Consider the following 20,334-nt stretch of genomic DNA (forward strand, 5'->3'; position numbering starts at 1 on the left):
CGACCCGGCGCGCGGGCAGGCGTGGTGGGCACAAACTCGGCGGCGGCGCTGACCGCCTACCCTCCGCGCTCCCCGGGCCGACGCCGTCCGGATGCGAGCCGCCGACCCTGGGGGGTGGGCGGGAGTTCAGCGCAGGGAGCGGGCGTAGCCGGTGGGGGTGCGGCCGGTGACGGCGGCGAAGTCGCGGGCCAGATGGGCCTGGTCGCTGTAGCCGAGGTCGGCGGCGAGGGTGGCCCAGTCGGGCATCCCGGTTGCGGCCTGCTCGATCGCCTCCAGAAGGCGGTAGCGGCGGATAACCCACTTAGGGCCGACGCCGACGTGGTCCAGGAAGAGCCGCTGCAACCGCCGTACGGACAGGCCGTGCCGGCGGGCGAGATCGTCGACCCGCAGCACGCCACGGTCGGTGCGGATCGCCTCGGCGAGGGCCATCGCCTCGGCCGTCGCCGGATCGGGCTGCGGCGCGAAGCCGAGCAGGAACGCGTCCAGCGCGCAGCGGCGCTCGTCGTCCGTACCGTCGCAGCGGGGTGCGGCCCCGACGGACCGGGCGGCGCGGGCGGCGGCCGGGTCGGTGTCGAGCGGGACGTGCCGGTCGGTGAGACCGGCGACCGGGCGACCCCAGAACGGGCGGAAACCCCCGGGGCGGAACTGGATGCCGCTGACCGTTCCGGTGCCGGCCAGGGTGACGGTGAACAGGGTGCGGCCGACCCCGGCCACCTCGGCGCTCTCCGGGCCGGCGGCGTCGCGGCGGAACACCACGTTGACCGCCGGATGCGGCACGACCTGCTGCGTGAACGGCGTGGTCAGCGCCCAGTCGACGAGCCAGTAGTGCTCGACCCAGGGGCGCAGCGCGGGGTCCGGCAGGTGCCGCCGGAACCGCAACTCCCGGCGCAGCCGGGCCGGATCGAGGATGCCCCGGTGGTCCCCGCGTGGCTGTCGCATTCGTTCAAGACCACCTTCATACGCTGGCCGTATGGCAACGAAGACTAGTGAGCTGCTGGGCGTCGCCGTCCCGCGGACCGTGGCGTTGGTCCGGGCGACCGGCGACGACCAGCTCGACCTGCCCACCCCGTGCGCGGACTACACCGTCGGGGGCCTGATCAACCACGTGTACGACGTGGCGGTCAACTTCCAGCGGCTGGCCGCCGGGCAGGAGACGGACTGGTCGGTCAAGACCGACCACGTGGCCGAGCCGGGCTGGCGGGACCGGTTCGCCGTCGAGGCCGACCGGCTCGTGGCCGCCTGGGAGGACCCGGCCAGCGAGGAGGGCGTCGCGCCGGCGATGGGGCTGCCCCGGTCGACGATCGGCCTGATGGGTGTGGTGGACCTGGTGGTGCACGGCTGGGACCTGGCGCGGGCCACCGGCCAGCCGTACGAGCCGACGCCGGAGAGCGTCGGGGCGCTGCACCGGTTCATGGACGAGATGGGGCCGACGGGCCGGCAGATGGGCGCGTTCGGGCCGGAGGTGCCGGTCGACGCGGCCGGCACGGAGCTGGACCGGCTGCTCGGTCGGACCGGCCGGAACCCGGCCTGGGCGGGCTGACCTCATCGCCGGTCGGGCATGGCGGAGACCGCTGCGCCCGGCCGGGCCGCTCGACCGCCACCGCATCGACCAGGCTGCTTGACACCGGCTATTCGCCAAATGAATAGTTAGCCCGGTGTCCACGTCGCACGTGCTGCTCGGGTTGCTGGCTGCCGGCAGCCAGCACGGCTACGAGCTGAAGCGGGCCCACGACACCCGGCTGCCCCGGGCCAAGCCGCTCGCCTTCGGGCAGGTCTACGCCACCCTGGGCCGCCTGCAACGCGACGGCCTGGTGGTCAGCGCCGGCCAGGAACGCGAGGCCGGCCCCGACCGGACCGCCTACACCCTCACCGACCAGGGTCGGGCCGCGCTCACCGGCTGGCTCGCCGCCGTCGAGCCACCCATGCCGTACGTGACCAGCGCGCTGTTCACCAAGGTGGCGGTGGCGTTGCTGGTCGCCGACCTCAACGCGGCCCGCTCCTACCTGGTCGCCCAGGCGCGGGCGCACACCGAGCGGCTGCGCGAACTCACCGCCGTCAAGACGGCGCCCGCGTCCAGCCTCGCCGACGTCGTCGCCGTCGACTACGTCATCGCCCATCTCGACGCCGACCTGCGCTGGCTGCGCACCACCCTGGCCCGGGTCGCCGACTGGCACCGGGAGGTGCACCCGTGAGCGGACTCCAGGCACACGGCGTGGTCCGGTCGTACGGCCCGACCCCGGCCCTGCGCGGGGTCAGCCTCGACGTCGCCGAGGGGGAGATCGTCGCGGTGACCGGGCCCAGCGGCTGCGGCAAGTCCACCCTGCTGCACTGCCTCGCCGGCATCCTGCGCCCGGACGTGGGTGAGGTGCACTGGCGGGGGGAGCGGATCGACACCTGGCCCGAGGCGGCGCGGTCCCGGCTGCGGCGTACCGAGTTCGGGGTGTTGTTCCAGTTCGGTCAGCTCGTCCCCGAGCTGACCGCGGCGGAGAACGTCGCCCTGCCCCTGCTCCTCGCCGGCACGGGGCGGCGAGGAGCAGGGCGGGCGGCGCGCGAATGGCTGGACCGGCTCGGCGTCGCCCACCTCGCCGACGTCCGCCCCGGCGCGATGTCCGGCGGGCAGCAGCAGCGCTGCGCCACCGCCCGCGCCCTGGTCACCGGGCCCCGGGTGCTCTTCGCCGACGAGCCGACCGGCGCGCTCGACACGCTCGGCGGCGAGGAGGTCCTCACCCGGCTCGTGCACCTCGCCCGTGAGCAGGGCACCACCATCGTCCTGGTCACCCACGAGCCCCGGATCGCCGCGTACGCCGACCGCGAGGTGATGCTCCGCGACGGCGTGGTCGACCCGACCGGCCTCGGCCTGGACGAACCCCTCGTCCCGGTGGCCGGGCCCGGCGCGGTCGCCAGGTGACCCCGGTCGTCGCGCTGCGGCTCGCCCTGGCCGGCAACCGCACCGACACCGTCCGGGTCGTCCTCACCGCGCTCAGCGCCGCCCTGGCCGCGCTCGCCGCGCTGGCCGCCCTCACCGTGCTGGCCGTCCCCACCCCACCGGGCGGGCGGGGCGTCAACAACGCCGAGCAGTACTCCAACGCGCTGCTGCGCGAGCCCGGCCTGCGCGGCGGGACGGCTGTCGCGTTGCTGCTGCTCGCCGTCCCGGTGCTCGCCCTGGCCGGGCAGTGCGTCCGGCTCGGCGCGCCGGCCCGGGACCGGCGGCTGGCCGCGTTCCGGCTGGCGGGGGCCACCCCCGGGCAGGTGGCCGCGCTGGTCGCGGTGGAGGCGGGACTGGCCGGCCTGCTGGGCACCCTGGTCGGCCTGGGGACGTACCTGGCGGGCCGGGTGCTGCTGCACCGGCCCGACGGGCGAGGACTGCTGCCCCTGCCCACCGACGTGCTGCCGTCACCGTCGGCGATCGCGGCGGTGGTGCTCGGCCTGCCGGTGCTGGCCGGGCTGGCCGGTGTCGTCCTGCTGCGCCGGGTCACCGCGACCCCGCTCGGGGTGGTCCGGCGGGTCCGTCGGGAGCGCCCCCCGGGGCCGTGGGCCGGGCTGCTGATCGCGGCCGGGGTGGCCGCGTACGGTCTGCTCGTCCCGGTCGGCCGGTGGTACGCCGCCCGTGATCAGGACCCGCCGGCGGTGCTGGAACCGTTGCTGATGCTCGGCGGTGGGCTGGCCGCACTGGTCGGGGTGGTGGTCGGCACCGGCTGGCTGTCGCACACGGCCGGGCGGCTGCTGCACCGGTGGGGTCGCGGGCCGGCCACGCTGCTGGCCGCCCGCCGGTTGACCGCCGACCCGTGGGCCGGCAGCCGTACCCTGGCCGCCCTGCTGGCGGCGGTGATCGTGGGGGCGGGCGCGGCCGGGCTACGGGCCTCCATGCTCGCCGACATGACGGCGAACCGGGCCATCGGCCAGAGCTTCGCCGCCAGCGACGACTTCTACCTGAACACGATGGACCTGGTCGACCGGGCCGTCCAGGTGGCGGTGGCGCTGGCCGCCGGTGGCCTGGTCGTCGCCCTGGTCGAGGGGATCGTCGCCCGCCGCCGGACGTACGCGGCGCTGGTCGCCTCCGGGGTGCCCCGCAGCGTCATCGGCCGGTCGGTGGCCTGGCAGGCGCTGGCCCCGGCGGTACCGGCCACGGTGCTGGCACTCGCCGTCGGCCTGCTGCTCACCTGGACCACCGGTGGCCGCCCACGCAGCTACGGGGGGCAGACCGCCCAGGTCTGCCCCGGTGATGCCGCAGGCTGCGCCGACCCCTCGGCCCTGCGCACCGTGTGGGTGCCCGAATCCGTGGTGACACCCGAGCTGCCGTGGGGTCAGCTCGCCGGGGTCGGCGCGACCGCGCTGGCCGCCGTGCTGGTCACGGTCGGCGTCGGGCTGCTCTTCCTGCGCACGAGCACTGCCGTCGAGGAACTCCGCACCGGCTGACCGGGGCCAGCCGGTGCGCGACGACGGTGGTCAGGCCCGGCCCAGCCGGTCGAGGATCCAGGCGTTGATGAACGCCTCCTCGCGCCAGGCGTCGTACCGGCCGCTGGGGCCGCCGTGGCCGGCGCCCATCTCGGTCTTGAGCAGGTAGTCGCCCTGCGGGGCCACCGCCCGCAGCCGGGCGATCCACTTGGCCGGCTCGTGGTAGAGCACCCGGGTGTCGTTGAGGCTGGTCACCGCCAGGATCGCCGGATAGTCCACGGGTGCCACGTTCTCGTACGGGGTGTACGACTTCATGTACGCGTACACCTCCGGGTCGGCGAGCGGGTTGCCCCACTCCTCCCACTCGGTGACCGTCAACGGCAGCGACGGGTCGAGGATCGAGGTGAGCGCGTCTACGAAGGGCACCTGCGCGACGATCCCGGTGAACGCGTCCGGAGCGAGATTGGCCACCGCGCCCATCAGCAGGCCGCCGGCCGAGGCGCCCCGGGCGACCAGCCGGTCGGCCGCCGTCCAGCCGGACTTGACCAGGTGCCGGGCGCAGGCGACGAAGTCGGTGAAGGTGTTCTTCTTGGCCAGCAGCTTGCCCTCGTCGTACCAGCGGCGGCCCAGTTCACCGCCGCCCCGGATGTGCGCGACGGCGAACACGACGCCCCGGTCGAGCAGGCTGAGCCGGGCGATCGAGAACCACGGGTCCATGCTGGCCTCGTACGAGCCGTACCCGTAGATCACGGCGGGGGCGGAGCCGTCGCGCGGGGTGTCCCGGCGGCAGACCAGCGAGATCGGCACCCGGGTGCCGTCGTCGGCGAGCGCCCACTCGCGGTGCTGCTCGTAGTCGGCCGGGTCGTATTCGCGGCCGTCCGGCCCGGGGAGCACCGGCTTGCGGCGGCGCAGCGTCAGCTCCCGGGTGACCAGGTCGTAGTCGTAGACCGAGTCGGGGGTGACCAGCGAGGTGTAGCGGAACCGGAGCTGCCGGGTGCGGTATTCCGGGTTGGCGTCCAGGCCGACACTGTGGATCGGCTCGGGGAACTCGATGTCGTGGGCGTCGCCGCCGCCGACGGGGAGCACCCGCAGCCCGGTCAGCCCGTTGCTGCGCAGCGAGACGACCAGGTGGTCGGCGAACGCGTCGACCGACTCCAGCCGGGTGCCGGGGCTGTGCGGGATCAGCGGCACCCAGTCGCCGGGCGCATCCGCCGAGGTGTACGCCAGCGCGAAGTCCTCCGCGCCGTCGTTGTGCAGGATCAGGAACCGGTGCCCGTGGTGCTCGACGCTGTATTCGACGCCCTGCCGGCGCGGGGCGATCACCGCCGGCTCGCCTGTCGGGTTGTCGGCCGGGATCACCCGTACCTCGCTGGTGACCTTGCTGGTGCTGTCGATCAGCACGAACCGCTCGGAGCGGGTCAGCTCGACGCCCACCCAGAACCGTTCGTCATCCTCCTGGTGCACCACCACGTCCTCGCCCGACGGGGTGCCGACGGTGTGCCGCCACACCCGGTTGGGCCGCCACGCCTCGTCGACGGTGATGTAGAACAGCACGCTGGCGTCGGCCGACCAGGCGGTGCCGTAGAACGTGTCGGGCACCTCGTCGCCGAGCAGTTCGCCGGTGCTCAGGTCCTTGATCCGCAGGGTGAACCGCTCGTCGCCGGAGAAGTCGGTCGAGTAGGCCAGCCAGCGTCCGTCGGGGCTGACGTCGAACGCGCCGAGGGAGAAGAAGTCGTGTCCTTCGGCGAGCTGGTTGCCGTCGAGCAGCACCTCCTCGCCGTCGAGCGGGGCGCCGTCCGCGCTGACCGGCGGGTCGGTCTCGCCGTCGCGGACCGGGCGGCGGCAGTGCACGCCGTACTGCTGGCCCTCGACGGTGCGGGTGTAGTACCAGTGGCCGCCCTTGCGGGTGGGCACCGACAGGTCGGTCTCCTGGGTGCGCTGTTTCGTCTCGGCGAACAGCGTGCCGCGTAACGCCTCCAGGTGCGCGGTGCGCTGCTCCGTGTAGGTGTTCTCGGCGGTGAGGTGGGCGATGGTCGCCGGGTCGTCCTTGGCGGCCAGCCAGGCGTACTCGTCGACGACGGTGTCGCCGTGGTGGGTGCGCTCCGCGCGGACCTGTCGGGCGACGGGCGGGGTGGTCTCGGTGGTCACGGCGTCACGTTACCGGCCCGTCGCGCTCCGCCGCGCGGTCGAACCACCACGCGCCGCTTTAGAACATGTGTACGATGACTGCCATGTCGACGGGAGCGGGTTCGATCGGTGCAACGGAGATCACCCAGCGGTTGGCCGCGATCTGCGGTCCCTCCTTCGCCCGGTTCGCGGGCGCGGCCGACGAGGTCGCCGGCCGGCTCGCCCGGTGGGTGGCCGTCCCCGGTGGGCCCCGGGCGGCGGCCGAGGTGCTGCGGCTCGCCGCCCGGCACGACCTGTCGGTGGTCCCCCGGGGCGCCGGCACGAAGATCGACTGGGGTGCGGCACCGGCCCGGGTCGACATCATGCTCGACACCGGCCGGCTCGCCGGGGTCGGCCACCGGCCGGCGGACTCCCCGGTCGTCGAGGTGGGCGCCGGCACCCCGCTGCGGGCCGTGCAGGCCACCCTGGAACGCACCGGCCGCCGGCTGGCCCTCGATCCGCCGTCGCCCGGGGCCACCCTCGGCGGGGTGCTCGCCGCCGACGAGTCAGGCCCGCTGCGGCACCGGCACGGCACCGCCTGCGAGCAGCTCGTCGGCCTGCGCTGGCTGGACGCCGACGGTGAGCTGGTCAGCGCCGGGCGCAGCGCGGCCGAGCTGGCCGGCGCGGCCCCACCGGTCGGCCTCGACCTGGGCCGGCTGCTCTGCGGCTCGCAGGGCGGGCTGGGCGTGCTCGTCTCGGCGACGCTGCGCGCGCACGCCCTGCCGCCGAGCCGGGTGTGGGTGACCCGGCCGGTGTGGAGCCCGTTGGAGGTGCACGACCTGGTCCGGGCGGTGCTCGCGGCCGACCTCGATCCGGCGGCCGTCGAGCTGGACCTGCCGGCCGCCGGGTCACCGCCACGTCCGGCCGCCGCCCCGGCGGCGGGCGCGACGTCGGGGCCGGGCGGTCGCCCGATGTCGGCCGCCGAGGCGTCGGCCCGCGCCAACCATCCCGCGATGGCCGGCCGTCGGGTCGCCCCGCCGCCTCCCCGGGGCAGCGCCGGTGAGCTGGCCGTCCTGCTGGAGGGCGGCCGGTCCGAGGTGGGCGAGCGGGCCGACCGGCTGCTCGCCCTGCTCGGCGGTACGGCAAGCCTCGCCCCGGACGCCCCGGCCTGGTGGCGGCGCTACCCGTTCGCGCCGGGCGACACCGCGCTGCGGGTCGAGGCCCCGGCCGCCGACCTGCACGCCGCCGTCTACGCGCTGCGCGACGCCGCCGGCGCCCCGCTGTCCGTGCGCGGCTCCGCCGGGCTGGGCGTGGTGCACGCCGCGCTGCCCGGGTCGCTCCCGGTCGACCGGGTGGCCGGCATCCTCGCCGCCGTCCGTGGGGTGCTGTTCACCCGCCGGGGCCGGTGCGTGGTGGTCGCCGCGCCCCCGGCGGTGCGTCGTGAGGTCGACGTGTGGGGTGAGGCGGCGGTGATCCCCCGGCTGCGCGAGGCGAAGGAACACCTCGACCCGCACCGCCGGCTCGCCCCCGGACGCCTCCCCGGCGGCCTCTGACCGCCAGCGGCGCGCCCGGCGCTCAGAGGGCGTCGTTGCGCAGCACCAGGATGGCGATGTCGTCCCGGGGCGACTCGACCGAGAAGTTGATCGCGGTGGCCCGCAGCCGGGCCGCGACCACGTCGGCGGAGTAGCCGGCCAGCGGTGCGGCGGCCTCCCGGAGCCGTTCGGTGCCGAAGAGTTCCCGGCCGCGCCGCCGCTCGGTCACCCCGTCGGTATAGAAGATCAGCGCGTCGCCCGGCGCGAGCACGATCTCCGCCGCCGGGGAGGTGATCGAGTCGAGCAGACCGAGCGCCGTCCCCCCGATGCCGACGAAGTTGGCCCCACCGGCCCCGTGCAGCAGCACCGGCCGGTCGTGCCCGGCCAGGTGCAACGAGACGTCGAGCCGGTCGCCGTCGCCGGGCCCGACCGCCGCCAGGGCCAGCGTGCAGTACCGCCCGCCACCCCGCTCGACGAGCGTGTCGTTGAGCCGGGCCAGCGCCTCGGGCAGCGGCTTGCCGTCCCCAACCAGCACCCGGATCACGTCCCGGACCAGCCCGGTCACCGCCGCCGCCTGCACGCCCTTGCCGGACACGTCGCCGACCACCACCAGCCAGCGCCCGTCCGGCAGCGGCACCACGTCGTAGAAGTCGCCGCCGACCTCGGCCTCGTCGCCGGTCGGGACGTACTCGGCGGCGAAACCGATGCGCTCGACGACCGGGAGCACGGGCGGCAGCAGCGACTGCTGGAGAGTCTGCGCCACCCGACGCCGTTCGGCGTGGATGCGGGCGTTCTCGATGGCGAGACCGGCCCGCCGGGCGACGTCCTCCAGCACCGCGACCTCGTCCGGGTCGTGCCGGTGCCGCTGGTGCCGCCCCACGGCCAGGGTGCCGAGGCGCTGGCTGCGGGCGACCAGCGGCACGGCGAAGCCCTCCATCGGCCCGCCGAGCGGCACCTGCGACCCGGTCCGCGACGCCTCCCGCAGCCGGGCCTGGACCGAGTCCGGCCCGGACTCCTCCAGCACCTTGTGCAGTTGGGGCAGGACGGATTCGTCGGCGTGACTGGACGCGGCGAGCCTGAGCCGACCCCACTCGTCGGCGGTGTGCACCGCGCACCACTGGCCGAGCCGGGGCACCACCAGCTGCGGGATCAGCGCCATGGTCAGGTCGACGTCGAGCGACTGGGCGAGCAGTTCGCTGGCCTCGGCGAGGAAGGTCAGCCAGGCCGAGCGGCGGACGTCGGCCCGGCGCAGCCGGTCGTTCTCCAGGTGCAGCGCGAGCCGTTCGGCGGCGAGGACGGCCAGCGGCCTGGCGTACGCCGACGGTGCCGCGTCCAGCTCCAGCTCCCCGACGTACGGCCGGTGCACGGCCAGCGGCACCCGCAACAGCTCGTTGCCGGGGCGGGGTTGCCGGCCGTAGCGGGCCAGCACCTGCGGGCCCTCCCCCTCGCCCCGGTCCAGCCGGATCACCCCGCCGGCCGCGCCCACCATCTCGGCGACCCGGGTGAGCAGGTCGGTGGCGAACTCGGTGAGCGGTTCGTCGGCGTACGGGTCGGGGCGGGTCTGGGTGAGTTCGCTCATCGCGGCGGCGCTCGGCGCGCTGGTCGCCGGTTCGCTGTCGGTCCGCCCGGGTGGCGGGTACGGGGAGCGTGGTGCGTCGCCGTGGTCGCCGTGCCGGTCGAGCCGGAACCACACCCCCTTGCCGGTGGGCAGGTAGGTGGTGCCCCAGCGGCTGGCGAAGTGGTCGACCAGGAGCAGTCCCCGCCCCCGCGCGGAGACCTCGCCGATCTGGTCGGTGTCGTTGCGGATGCCGACGACCAGTTCGTCGACCGGCCCGGCGGCGAAGTCGGAGACCGTGACGGTCAGGCCGATCTGGTCGGCGACGACCTCGATGTCCAGTTCGGTGCGGGCGTGTTCGACGGCGTTGGTGGAGAGTTCGGTGGTCAGCAGCAGCGCCTCGTTGAGCAGTTCGTCGAGGTCGGCTTCGGCGAGCACGGAGCGGACCACGGCGCGGGCGGCGGCCGGGGTGCGGTTGTCGGCGGGCAGCCGGACGCGCCGGACGTGCTCGTCCCGTCCCGCGTCTGTCCCGGCCCCCGGCTCCGTTGACACCCCCGTATCCTCTACCGCCACCGGCCGGGTGCCAAGCCGCACCACGTACCGTCACACCGGCCGCACCGATCCGCCGGTGGCGGTCACCCTCCGCCGTCGGCCCGGCGGGGCCCGTCGGGTGGCGGTGCGGGCGGGCCGGCGGGCGCGTGCCGGACCATGCCGGTGCGCGGCGGGGCGGACGCCGCGTCGTCGCTGGGCACGTCGTATCCGGGGGCCCGGCGACGATCCGGGCACAATGAGGGGAAGTCGGCGTGTCGGCACGCCGGAAGCCCTCCGAGTCGAGCGAGGAATGATGACCGCGAAACAGTCGGTGACGGCGGACGGGTCCGCTTCCGAGCATGACGCGCTCCTCGGTGAGCTGGCGGAGGCGCTGCGGCGGGTCGGCCGGGGCGACTTCAAGGTGCGGCTGCCCCGGCGTGCGGGCGCGGCCGGTGAGGTGGCGGACGCCTTCAACGAGGTGGTGTCGCTCCAGGAGCGGCAGCACCTGGACCTGCGCCGGATCAGCCGGGTGGTGGGCCGGGACGGCCGGCTGACCGAACGCCTGGACGAGGAGGGCCTGGACGGCTCCTGGGCGGAGGGCCAGCGGGCGGTCAACTCGCTCATCGACGACCTGGGCCGGCCGACCACCGAGATCGCCCGGGTGATCATGGCGGTGGCCGACGGCGACCTCTCCCAGCACATGGCGTTGGAGATCGACGGTCGCCCGCTGCGCGGTGAGTACCTGCGGATCGGCCGGACGGTCAACACGATGGTCGGGCAGCTCTCGTCGTTCTCCAACGAGGTGACCCGGGTGGCCCGGGAGGTGGGCACCGAGGGCAAGTTGGGTGGTCAGGCGGACGTGCGGGGCGTCGCCGGCACCTGGAAGGACCTCACCGACTCGGTGAACACCATGGCGTCGAACCTGACCGGCCAGGTGCGGTCGATCTCGCAGGTGGCGACTGCGGTGGCCCGGGGCGACCTGTCGCAGAAGATCACGGTCGGGGCGCGGGGCGAGGTCGCCGAGCTGGCCGACACGATGAACTCGCTCACCGACACGTTGCGCCTGTTCGCCGAGCAGGTGACCCGGGTGGCGCGCGAGGTGGGCACCGAGGGCAAGCTCGGTGGGCAGGCCGACGTGCCAAACGTGGCGGGCACCTGGAAGGACCTCACCGACAGCGTCAACTCGATGGCGTCGAACCTGACCAGTCAGGTGCGCAACATCGCGCAGGTCTCCACGGCGGTGGCCCGGGGTGACCTGAGCCAGAAGATCACCGTGGCGGCGCAGGGCGAGATCCTGGAGCTGAAGGACACCGTGAACACGATGGTGGACCAGCTCTCCTCGTTCGCCGACGAGGTGACCCGGGTGGCCCGCGAGGTCGGCATCGAGGGCAAGCTCGGCGGCCAGGCCCAGGTACGCGGCGTCTCCGGCACCTGGCGGGACCTGACGGAGAACGTCAACCAGCTCGCCGGCAACCTGACCAGCCAGGTCCGCAACATCTCCCAGGTCTCCACGGCGGTGGCGAAGGGTGACCTGTCGCAGAAGATCACGGTCGACGCGCAGGGCGAGATCCTGGAGCTGAAGAACACCGTGAACACGATGGTGGACCAGCTCAGCTCGTTCGCCGACGAGGTGACCCGGGTGGCGCGTGAGGTGGGCACCGAGGGCAAGCTCGGCGGTCAGGCGCAGGTGAAGGGCGTCTCCGGCACCTGGCGCGATCTCACCGACAACGTGAACTCGATGGCGTCGAACCTGACCTCCCAGGTCCGCAACATCGCCTCGGTGACCACGGCGGTGGCCAAGGGCGATCTCAGCCAGAAGATCACCGTCGACGCCCGGGGCGAGATCCTGGAGCTGAAGTCCACGGTCAACACGATGGTGGACCAGTTGTCGTCGTTCGCCGACGAGGTGACCCGGGTGGCGCGTGAGGTGGGCACCGAGGGCAAGCTCGGCGGGCAGGCCCAGGTACGCGGGGTCGCCGGCACCTGGCGGGACCTGACCGACAACGTGAACTCGATGGCGTCGAACCTGACCAGTCAGGTGCGCAACATCGCGCAGGTCTCCACGGCGGTGGCGAAGGGTGACCTGTCGCAGAAGATCACCGTGGACGCGCAGGGCGAGATCCTGGAGCTGAAGAACACGGTCAACACGATGGTGGACCAGCTCTCCTCGTTCGCCGACGAGGTGACCCGGGTGGCGCGTGAGGTGGGCACCGAGGGCAAGCTCGGCGGTCAGGCGCAGGTGAAGGGCGTCTCCGGCACCTGGCGCGATCTCACCGACAACGTGAACTCGATGGCGTCGAACCTGACCTCCCAGGTCCGCAACATCGCCTCGGTGACCACGGCGGTGGCCAAGGGTGACCTCGGCCAGAAGATCACGGTCGACGCGCAGGGCGAGATCCTGGAACTGAAGAACACCGTGAACACGATGGTGGACCAGCTTTCCTCGTTCGCCGACGAGGTGACCCGGGTCGGCCGCGAGGTCGGCATCGAGGGCAAGCTCGGCGGCCAGGCCCAGGTGAAGGGCGTGAGCGGCACCTGGCGGGACCTCACGGAGAACGTGAACCAGCTCGCCTCGACCCTGACCACCCAGCTCCGGGCGATCTCCCAGGTCTCCACGTCGGTGACCCGGGGTGACCTGACCCAGCGGATCGCGGTCAAGGCGCAGGGCGAGGTCGCCGAGCTGAAGGACAACATCAACCAGATGATCGTCACCCTGCGGGAGACCACCAAGAAGAACGCCGAGCAGGGCTGGCTCGACTCCAACCTGGCCCGCATCGGTGGCCTGCTCCAGGGCCAGCGGGACCTGGGCGAGGTGTGCCGCATGATCATGATGGAGGTGACCCCGCTGGTCGACGCGCAGCTCGGCGCGTTCTTCCTGGCGGACACCTCCGAGGGGGTGATGCGGCTGCGGCTGACCGCGTCGTACGGGTACGTGGCGCGGGGGCACGACGTGACCTTCGGGCCCGGTGAGGGGCTGGTCGGTCAGGCCGCGCTCTCCCGGCGGACGATCCGGCTCAACGCGCTGCCCGACGGGCGGATCACCCTGCGCTCCGGGCTGGCCGACACGCTCCCGTCCGACCTGGTGGTGTTGCCGATCCTGTTCGAGGGCGAACTGCTCGGGGTGATCGAGTTCGCCAGCGTGGCCCGCTTCTCGGAGCTGCACCTGGGGTTCCTGGAGCGGCTGGTGCTCACCATCGGCATCGCGGTCAACACCATCCAGGCCAACCGGCGTACGGAGGAACTGCTGGCCCAGTCGCAGCGGCTGGCGCTGGAGTTGCAGGACCAGTCGGCGGAGTTGCAGCGCACCAACGCCGAACTGGAGGACAAGGCGAAGCTGCTCAGCGAGCAGAAGGGCAACATCGAGACCAAGAACCGGGAGATCGAGCTGGCCCGGCTGGGGCTGGAGGAGAAGGCCCAGCAGCTCACCCGGGCGTCGGCGTACAAGTCGGAGTTCCTGGCGAACATGAGCCACGAGCTGCGGACGCCGCTGAACTCGCTGCTGCTGCTGGCCCGGCTGCTGGTGGAGAACTCGGAGCGCAACCTCACCCCGAAGCAGATCGAGTTCGCCCGGACGATCCACGGCTCCGGCTCGGACCTGTTGCGTCTGATCGACGACATCCTGGACCTGTCCAAGATCGAGGCCGGTCGGATGGACGTCGAGCCGACGGAGATCCGGTTCGCCGAGATCCGCAACTACGTGGAGCAGGCGTTCGCCCCGCAGGCGGAGGAGAAGAACCTCGACTTCCAGGTGCGGGTGGCCAAGGAACTGCCGCCGGCCCTGGTGACCGACGCCCAACGGTTGCAGCAGATCCTGCGCAACATGCTCTCCAACGCGGTGAAGTTCACCGACAACGGCGCGGTCACCCTGCGGATCGCCCCGGCGGCGGAGAACGCGGTCTTCGACGTGCCGGCGTTGACCAACGCCCGGCAGGTGATCGCCTTCACCGTGATCGACACCGGCATCGGCATCTCCGACGACAAGCTGAGCATCATCTTCGAGGCGTTCCAGCAGGCCGACGGCACCACCAGCCGGCGGTACGGCGGCACCGGGCTGGGCCTGTCGATCAGCCGGGACCTGGCGCGGCTGATCGGCGGCACGATCACGGTGACCTCCGCGCCGGGGCAGGGTTCGACGTTCACCCTCTTCGTACCGGACGTGCTGGCACCGGACGCGGTGGTGGCCCCGCAGTCGCCGTCGCCGGAGCGGGCGGGCCTGCCGTCGTCGCTGCTGATGCCGCCGATGGAGCTGCTGGCCACGCCGGAGGCCCCGGCCACCCGGCAGTTGGACGGTGCCACCGTACTCATCGTCGACGACGACGTACGCAACGTGTTCGCGTTGACCAGCGCGTTGGAACTGCACGGGATGACCGTGCTGTACTCGGACAACGGCGCGGACGGGGTCCGCGTGCTGGCCGAGCATCCGGAGGTGGACATCGTACTGATGGACGCCATGATGCCCGACCAGGACGGTTACGAGACGACCCGGCAGATCCGCCGCAACCACCGCTTCGCCGACCTGCCCATCGTCTTCCTCACCGCGAAGGCGATGCCCGGTGACCGGGAGTCGGCGCTGGCGGCCGGGGGTAGCGACTACATCACCAAGCCGGTGGACCTGGACGGGCTGATCGAGCGGATGGCGTCCTGGATCAGCGGCCGCCGAGATAGGGAGAATTCGTGACGCAGACGGCCAAGGCGCTGCTGGTCGACGACCGTCGGGAGAACCTGATGGCCCTGGAGGCGATCCTCCAGGGGCTCCCGGTCCAGTCGGTGGCCGTGGAGAGCGGTGAGGCGGCGCTGAAGCAACTGCTGGTGGACGACTTCGCGGTCATCCTGCTGGACGCCCAGATGCCTGACATGGACGGTTTCGAGACGGCCAGTCACATCAAGCGCCGGGAGCGGACCCGGCACGTGCCGATCATCTTCCTCACCGCCGCCGACCGGGACGCCCAGTTGGCGTTGCGCGGCTACGCGGTCGGGGCGGTCGACTACCTCACCAAGCCGTTCGACCCGTGGGTGCTGCGGGCCAAGGTGTCGGTCTTCGTGGAGCTGTGGGTGAAGACCCGGCAGTTGGCGGCGCAGTCCGACGTGGTGCGGGAGCGCGACGCCCAGTGGCGGGTGCTCACCGACGCGGTCGACGAGGCGAGCGCGCTGCTGCGGGTCGAGGACGACCCGGAGGCCCGGCAGCGCGCCCTGGACGTCCTGGAGCAGGCCCGCTGGGGCAGCACCGCCTGACGGTCAGGCGGCGGGCGGCTCGGCGTGGCCGGTGGCGACCCGGCGGGCCCGCCAGCGTTCGCCGAGCGAGTCCAGTTCCTCCTGGACGAAGCAGAAGAAGTCCCGCATCTCGCTGACCCGTTCGCCCCCGGGGGTGGCCGTGCCGCCGAGCGCGTCGACGCCCGCGTCGGCGATGTCGATGAAGTTCTTGTAGAGGCCGGTCTTGGTGATGGTCCCCTCGTACCAGGGATTCTCCGGCATCCGGTAGCGGTCCCGGCGGGAGCGGGGGACCGGCTCGCGGACCAGCATCCCGAACTGGGTCAGGTAGCGCACCGCGCCCGAGACGGCCGCCGCGCTGACCCCCAGCCGCTCGCCGATCTCGGCGGCGGTCAGCGGCCCGTCGGCGCTCATCACGGAGAACAGGACCCGGGCGGCCATCCGGGGGAAGCCGACGTCGGCAAAAGCCATCGCCATCCGTTCGACGAAGAGGTGGACCTCGTCGTCGTGGCCGGGTCGACGGTCGTCAGGCATCGGCTCGGTGCTCCTCGGGTCGGGGCGGTGCAGGTGATGGTGCCGTACCGGACACATGCTTCACAACTTTGTGAAACGAGTGTAGCTTCCGAATTATGGAAACCCCGATAGCGGTGACCGGCCTGGTGAAGACCTTCGGCCGCACCCGGGCCCTCGACGGGCTCGACCTGACCGTGCGCTCCGGCGAGGTGCACGGGTTCCTCGGCCCGAACGGCGCCGGCAAGTCGACAGCCATCCGGGTACTGCTCGGGCTGCTGCGGGCGGACGCGGGGGCCGTCCGCCTGCTCGACGGCGACCCGTGGCGCGACGCCGTCACGCTGCACCGCCGCCTGGCGTACGTGCCGGGTGACGTCACCCTCTGGCCGCAGCTCTCCGGCGGCGAGGTGATCGACCTGCTCGGGCGGATGCGTGGCGGGCTCGACCCGAAGCGCCGCGCCGAGCTGCTGGAGTCGTTCGAGCTGGACCCCCGCAAGAAGGGGCGCACCTACTCCAAGGGCAACCGGCAGAAGGTCGGCCTGGTCGCCGCGCTCGCCTCCGACGTCGAACTGCTCATCCTCGACGAACCCACCTCCGGGCTGGACCCGCTGATGGAGGAGGTGTTCCAGCACTGGATCGACCGGGCCCGGCGCGACGGCCGCACGGTGCTGCTGTCCAGCCACATCCTCGCCGAGGTGGAGGCGCTCTGCGACCGGGTGACGATCATCCGCAACGGCCGGGACGTCGAGACCGGCACCCTGACCGAGCTGCGCCACCTGCACCGCACCGCGATCGACGCCGAACTGGCCGGCCCGGTCGACGGCCTGGCCGACCTGCCCGGCGTGCACGACCTGCGGGTCGACGGTGGACGGGTGCGGTTCGCCGTCGACACCGTCGCGCTGGACACCGCGCTGCGCCGGCTCACCGAGATCGGCGTGCGCAGCCTGGTCAGCCAGCCGCCGACGCTGGAGGAGCTGTTCCTGCGCCACTACGAGACGCCCCCGGCCCCCGCCGCCGCGTCGGACGCCGACCAGCCGGCGGGGGTACGGCGATGAGCACCCTCACCGGCACCGGTCACCTGGCCCGGCTGATCCTGCGCCGGGACCGGATCGTCCTGCCGCTCTGGGTGCTGCTGCTGACCGTCCTGCCGGTGTCGTACGCGGGCAGCTTCCTCGCGCTGTTCCCGACCGCCGCCGAGCGGGCCGCGTACGCCGACGGCACCGCCCGCAACCCGTCGGTGGTGGCCCTGCTCGGCCCCGTCTACGGGGACAGCATCGGCGCGTTGACCGCCCAGCGGGGCGGCTTCCTCCAGGTGATCGTCGGACTGGCCGCACTGCTCACCGTCATCCGGCACACCCGCACCGAGGAGGAGGCCGGTCGGCGGGAACTGCTCGGCGCGACAGTCCTCGGCCGGCACGCCGGGCTCACCGCCGCGCTACTGGTGACGTACGCGGCCAGCCTGGTGCTCGGCCTGCTCACCGCCGCCGGGCTGGCCGCCGCCGGGCTACCGGTGGCCGGCTCGCTGGCGTACGGGCTGTCGGCGGCGCTGGTGGGGGTGGTGTTCGCCACGGTGGGCGGATTGGCCGCCCAGCTCACCCAGACCGCCGCCGGGGCACGCGGGATCGCCGTCGGGGTGCTCGGGGTGGCGTTCGCGCTGCGCCTGGTCGGGGACACCTCCGGCCACGGGTGGCCGAGTTGGCTCTCCCCGCTGGGCTGGGCCCCGCGCATCCGCGCCTACGCGGGGGAGCGTTGGTGGGTGCTGGCGTTGCCGGTCGCGCTGACCGTGCTGCTGGCCGTGGTGACGTACCCGGTGTCGGTGCGGCGGGATCTCGGTGCCGGCGTGCTGCCGTCGCGGCCGGGCCCGGCGCGGGCCGGGCGGGGGCTGTCCGGGCCGTTCGGGCTGGCCTGGCGGCTGCACCGGGGGCAACTGCTGGGCTGGTCGGTGGGCTTCGGCCTGCTCGGGCTGGTCGTCGGCGGTGCCGCCGAGTCGGCCGGCCGGTCGGTCGCCGGCAACGCCGCGCTGGAGCAGGTGATGGCCCGGCTGGGTGGCACCTCGGGGCTGGCCGAGGCGTACCTGGGGGCGTCGCTGGGGGTGGCCGGGCTGGCCGCCGCCGGCTACGGCGTCCAGGCGGCGTTGCGGATGCGGTCGGAGGAGGCCGCCGGGCGGGTCGAGCCGGTGCTGGCCGCCGGGGTGCACCGGTCGGCCTGGCTCGCCTCGCACCTGGTGTTCGCCCTGCTGGGGCCGGTGGTGGCGCTGGCGCTGACCGGCCTGGCGGCCGGACTGACCTACGGCCTCAGCGTGGGTGACGTGCCGGGCGAGCTGCCCCGGATGCTCGGCGCCGGCCTGGCGCAGGTGCCGGCGGTCTGGGTGCTGGCCGGCCTGGCGGTGCTGCTGTACGGGCTGCTGCCCCGGTTCGCCGCGACGGCCTGGGCGGTGCTCGCGTCGGCGGTGCTGCTCGGTCAGCTCGGCGCGGTGCTGGAGCTGAGCCAGTGGCTGCTGGACCTGTCGCCGTTCACGCACACCCCGCAGGTGTTGCGGGCGGGCTGGAGCGTGACCCCGCTGCTGGTCCTGACCGCGCTGGCCGGGGTGCTCTGCGCGGCCGGGGTCGCCGCCTTCCGCCGCCGTGACACCCCGGTCGGCTGACCGGTCAGCCGGAGGGGGTCTCGTTACGGATCATCAGGGCGGAACGGAGGCCGGTGATGTCGAGGACGCGGAGCAGGAAGTCGCCCACGTTGCTCAGCATCAACAGGCACTGGGAGTGGCTGGCCTTGCGACTGAGCACCACCAGCGTGCCCAGCCCCTGCGAGTCGCAGAAGGTCACCCCGGCCAGGTCGAGCACGATGCGCGGCGGAGGATCGGCGAGCACCTCGTTCACGACGGTCGACAGCTGGGCGGCGGTGAGCATGTCGATCTCACCGGCCAGGCGCAGCACCACTTCGTCGCCCGTCCGGTGTACCGTGATGGACAGCTCGGCACGATCCACGCCGTCAGCCTATCGCGATCCCGCCAACCCGGCCCGGTGAGACGATCCGCCGTGCCGACCACCGCGCGGGCGGCAGCTCCGGCACCGGCGTCGGGTGAGGTGAGCCGGGTAACCCGGCCCCGGGGTGGCTGCGGATTCCCCGGCCGGCGCTGACACAATGGGCCGCATCGTGACCGATACCTTTTCCGCCGGCACCGGCCGTTACCCCGCCGACGCGCCGGCCTCCGAGGCCCTGTTCGACCGCGCCCGCGCCATCGTGCCGGGCGGGGTCAACTCCCCCGTGCGCGCGTTCCGTGCCGTCGGCGGCACCCCGCGCTTCATGGTCCGGGGGGAGGGCCCCTGGCTGTACGACGCCGACGGGCGACGCTACGTCGACCTGGTCTGCTCCTGGGGGCCGCTGATCCTGGGCCACGCCCACCCCGAGGTGGTCGAGGCGGTGCGGGAGGCCGCCACCCTCGGCACCAGCTTCGGCACCCCCACCCCGGGTGAGGTGGAGCTGGCCGCCGAGATCGTCGACCGCACCCCGGTCGAGCAGGTACGGCTGGTCAACTCGGGCACCGAGGCGACCATGTCGGCGATCCGGCTGGCCCGCGGCTTCACCGGCCGATCCAAGATCATCAAGTTCGCCGGCTGCTACCACGGCCACTCCGACGGGCTGCTCGCCGCCGCCGGCTCCGGCGTCGCCACCCTCGGCCTGCCCGACTCGCCCGGGGTCACCGGCGCGGCGGCCGGCGACACCATCGTGCTGCCCTACAACGACCTCACCGCCGTCGAGGCGGCGTTCGCCGCGCAGGGCCCGCACATCGCAGCGGTCATCACCGAGGCCGCCGCCGGCAACATGGGCGTGGTCGCCCCCCGCGACGGCTTCAACTCCCGGCTCGCCGCCATCGCCCACGCCCACGGCGCGCTGCTCATCGTCGACGAGGTGATGACCGGGTTCCGGGTCTCCCGCTCCGGCTGGCACGGCCTCGACCCGTCGGACGCCGACCTGTGGACGTACGGGAAGGTGATGGGGGGCGGACTGCCCGCCGCGGCCTTCGGCGGGCGCGCGGAGATCATGTCCCGGCTCGCCCCGGCCGGCCCGGTCTACCAGGCCGGCACCCTCTCCGGTAACCCGCTGGCCTGCGCCGCCGGCCTGGCCACCCTGCGGCTCGCCGACGACGCCCTCTACCGCAGGCTCGACGACACCGCCGCCGTCGTGGGCAAGCTCGCCGCCGACGCGCTGGCCGCCGCCGGGGTCCCGCACCGCCTGTCGTACGCGGGCAGCATGTTCTCGATCTTCTTCACCGACGCCGACGTGGTGGACTACGACAGCGCCCGCACCCAGCAGGTGCCCGCGTTCAAGGCGTTCTTCCACGCGATGCTCGCCGCCGGCGTCTACCTGCCGCCGAGCGCGTTCGAGTCGTGGTTCGTGTCGGCGGCGCTCGACGACGCCGCCCTGGAGCACATCGCCGCCGCCCTGCCCGGCGCGGCGACAGCAGCGGCAGCGGCAGGCAGCGGGGGGTAAACACCA

General features: G+C 73.6%; 15 protein-coding genes. 10 read left to right on the plus strand and 5 right to left on the minus strand.

All coding sequences use genetic code 11. The annotated features are described in order from the left end of the window. Positions 1-126 precede the first annotated feature (126 nt). Positions 127-939 (minus strand): helix-turn-helix domain-containing protein, encoded by an 813-nt coding sequence (locus B5D80_RS02220; RefSeq protein WP_088642036.1) that lies wholly within the window; start codon positions 937-939, stop codon positions 127-129. Between the two features lie 31 nt (positions 940-970). Between B5D80_RS02220 and B5D80_RS02225 the strand changes: the two genes are divergently transcribed. The 4 genes from B5D80_RS02225 to B5D80_RS02240 all read left to right on the plus strand — a co-directional run bounded on the left by B5D80_RS02225 (position 971) and on the right by B5D80_RS02240 (position 4,416). Continuing rightward, positions 971-1,540 carry a TIGR03086 family metal-binding protein gene (locus tag B5D80_RS02225; protein WP_088642037.1) on the plus strand — a complete coding sequence of 190 codons (570 nt, stop codon included), beginning with the start codon at positions 971-973 and terminating at the stop codon, positions 1,538-1,540. A gap of 115 nt (positions 1,541-1,655) precedes the next feature. Continuing rightward, a complete protein-coding gene (locus B5D80_RS02230) occupies positions 1,656-2,192 on the plus strand; it encodes a PadR family transcriptional regulator (protein WP_088642038.1) in 537 nt (178 codons plus the stop codon). Next, on the plus strand, positions 2,189-2,908 hold the full coding sequence (locus tag B5D80_RS02235) for an ABC transporter ATP-binding protein (RefSeq protein WP_088642039.1): 720 nt from the start codon (positions 2,189-2,191) through the stop codon (positions 2,906-2,908). The genes B5D80_RS02230 and B5D80_RS02235 overlap by 4 nt, the downstream gene beginning before the upstream one ends. After that, positions 2,905-4,416, plus strand: a complete 1,512-nt coding sequence (locus B5D80_RS02240; protein ID WP_088642040.1) for an FtsX-like permease family protein — start codon at positions 2,905-2,907, stop codon at positions 4,414-4,416. The genes B5D80_RS02235 and B5D80_RS02240 overlap by 4 nt, the downstream gene beginning before the upstream one ends. Before the next feature lie 30 nt (positions 4,417-4,446). Here B5D80_RS02240 and B5D80_RS02245 read toward each other — a convergent pair whose 3' ends face one another. Beyond that, positions 4,447-6,543, minus strand: a complete 2,097-nt coding sequence (locus B5D80_RS02245) for a S9 family peptidase (RefSeq protein ID WP_088642041.1) — start codon at positions 6,541-6,543, stop codon at positions 4,447-4,449. Positions 6,544-6,626: 83 nt separating this feature from the next. Between B5D80_RS02245 and B5D80_RS02250 the strand changes: the two genes are divergently transcribed. Then, positions 6,627-8,054, plus strand: a complete 1,428-nt coding sequence (locus tag B5D80_RS02250) for an FAD-binding oxidoreductase (protein WP_245854168.1) — start codon at positions 6,627-6,629, stop codon at positions 8,052-8,054. A 22-nt stretch (positions 8,055-8,076) separates the two neighbouring features. On the opposite strand, the gene B5D80_RS02255 is transcribed toward B5D80_RS02250, so the two are convergent. Continuing rightward, on the minus strand, positions 8,077-10,140 hold the full coding sequence (locus tag B5D80_RS02255; protein ID WP_088642043.1) for a SpoIIE family protein phosphatase: 2,064 nt from the start codon (positions 10,138-10,140) through the stop codon (positions 8,077-8,079). A 289-nt stretch (positions 10,141-10,429) separates the two neighbouring features. On the opposite strand from B5D80_RS02255, the gene B5D80_RS02260 reads away from it, so the two are divergent. Both B5D80_RS02260 and B5D80_RS02265 read left to right on the plus strand, forming a co-directional pair. Beyond that, positions 10,430-14,797 (plus strand): HAMP domain-containing protein, encoded by a 4,368-nt coding sequence (locus B5D80_RS02260; protein ID WP_088642044.1) that lies wholly within the window; start codon positions 10,430-10,432, stop codon positions 14,795-14,797. Next, positions 14,794-15,351 carry a response regulator gene (locus B5D80_RS02265; protein ID WP_088642045.1) on the plus strand — a complete coding sequence of 186 codons (558 nt, stop codon included), beginning with the start codon at positions 14,794-14,796 and terminating at the stop codon, positions 15,349-15,351. The genes B5D80_RS02260 and B5D80_RS02265 overlap by 4 nt, the downstream gene beginning before the upstream one ends. A 3-nt stretch (positions 15,352-15,354) precedes the next feature. Here the strand turns inward: B5D80_RS02265 and B5D80_RS02270 are convergent, their stop codons facing one another. Continuing rightward, a complete protein-coding gene (locus B5D80_RS02270; protein WP_088642046.1) occupies positions 15,355-15,861 on the minus strand; it encodes a GbsR/MarR family transcriptional regulator in 507 nt (168 codons plus the stop codon). 95 nt (positions 15,862-15,956) lie between these two features. Here B5D80_RS02270 and B5D80_RS02275 point away from each other — a divergent pair, with 95 nt between their 5' ends. Together B5D80_RS02275 and B5D80_RS02280 are read left to right on the plus strand one after the other, a co-directional pair. After that, the gene (locus B5D80_RS02275) at positions 15,957-16,892 is read left to right on the plus strand and encodes an ABC transporter ATP-binding protein (protein ID WP_088642047.1); all 936 of its coding nucleotides are present in this window, start codon (positions 15,957-15,959) and stop codon (positions 16,890-16,892) included. Continuing rightward, positions 16,889-18,481: an ABC transporter permease gene (locus B5D80_RS02280; protein WP_088642048.1), complete on the plus strand. Its 1,593-nt coding sequence runs from the start codon at positions 16,889-16,891 to the stop codon at positions 18,479-18,481. Before B5D80_RS02275 ends, B5D80_RS02280 begins: the two co-directional genes overlap by 4 nt. A 4-nt stretch (positions 18,482-18,485) precedes the next feature. Here B5D80_RS02280 and B5D80_RS02285 read toward each other — a convergent pair whose 3' ends face one another. After that, on the minus strand, positions 18,486-18,821 hold the full coding sequence (locus tag B5D80_RS02285; protein WP_088642049.1) for an STAS domain-containing protein: 336 nt from the start codon (positions 18,819-18,821) through the stop codon (positions 18,486-18,488). Positions 18,822-18,990: 169 nt separating this feature from the next. Here B5D80_RS02285 and hemL point away from each other — a divergent pair, with 169 nt between their 5' ends. Further along, a complete protein-coding gene (gene hemL / locus B5D80_RS02290; RefSeq protein WP_088642105.1) occupies positions 18,991-20,328 on the plus strand; it encodes a glutamate-1-semialdehyde 2,1-aminomutase in 1,338 nt (445 codons plus the stop codon). Positions 20,329-20,334: the final 6 nt, after the last annotated feature.

Origin of the sequence: Micromonospora wenchangensis, from assembly GCF_002210435.1 — a bacterium.
GTDB lineage: Bacteria > Actinomycetota > Actinomycetes > Mycobacteriales > Micromonosporaceae > Micromonospora > Micromonospora wenchangensis.

Excerpts from the sequence above, each read along its gene's own strand:
- B5D80_RS02250 (WP_245854168.1), top strand. The coding sequence starts at position 6,627 with ATGTCGACGGGAGCGGGTTCGATCGGTGCAACGGAGATCACCCAGCGG.
- B5D80_RS02280 (WP_088642048.1), top strand. The coding sequence starts at position 16,889 with ATGAGCACCCTCACCGGCACCGGTCACCTGGCCCGGCTGATCCTGCGC.
- B5D80_RS02220 (WP_088642036.1), bottom strand. The coding sequence starts at position 939 with ATGCGACAGCCACGCGGGGACCACCGGGGCATCCTCGATCCGGCCCGG.
- B5D80_RS02260 (WP_088642044.1), top strand. The coding sequence starts at position 10,430 with ATGATGACCGCGAAACAGTCGGTGACGGCGGACGGGTCCGCTTCCGAG.
- B5D80_RS02225 (WP_088642037.1), top strand. The coding sequence starts at position 971 with ATGGCAACGAAGACTAGTGAGCTGCTGGGCGTCGCCGTCCCGCGGACC.
- B5D80_RS02275 (WP_088642047.1), top strand. The coding sequence starts at position 15,957 with ATGGAAACCCCGATAGCGGTGACCGGCCTGGTGAAGACCTTCGGCCGC.
- B5D80_RS02270 (WP_088642046.1), bottom strand. The coding sequence starts at position 15,861 with ATGCCTGACGACCGTCGACCCGGCCACGACGACGAGGTCCACCTCTTC.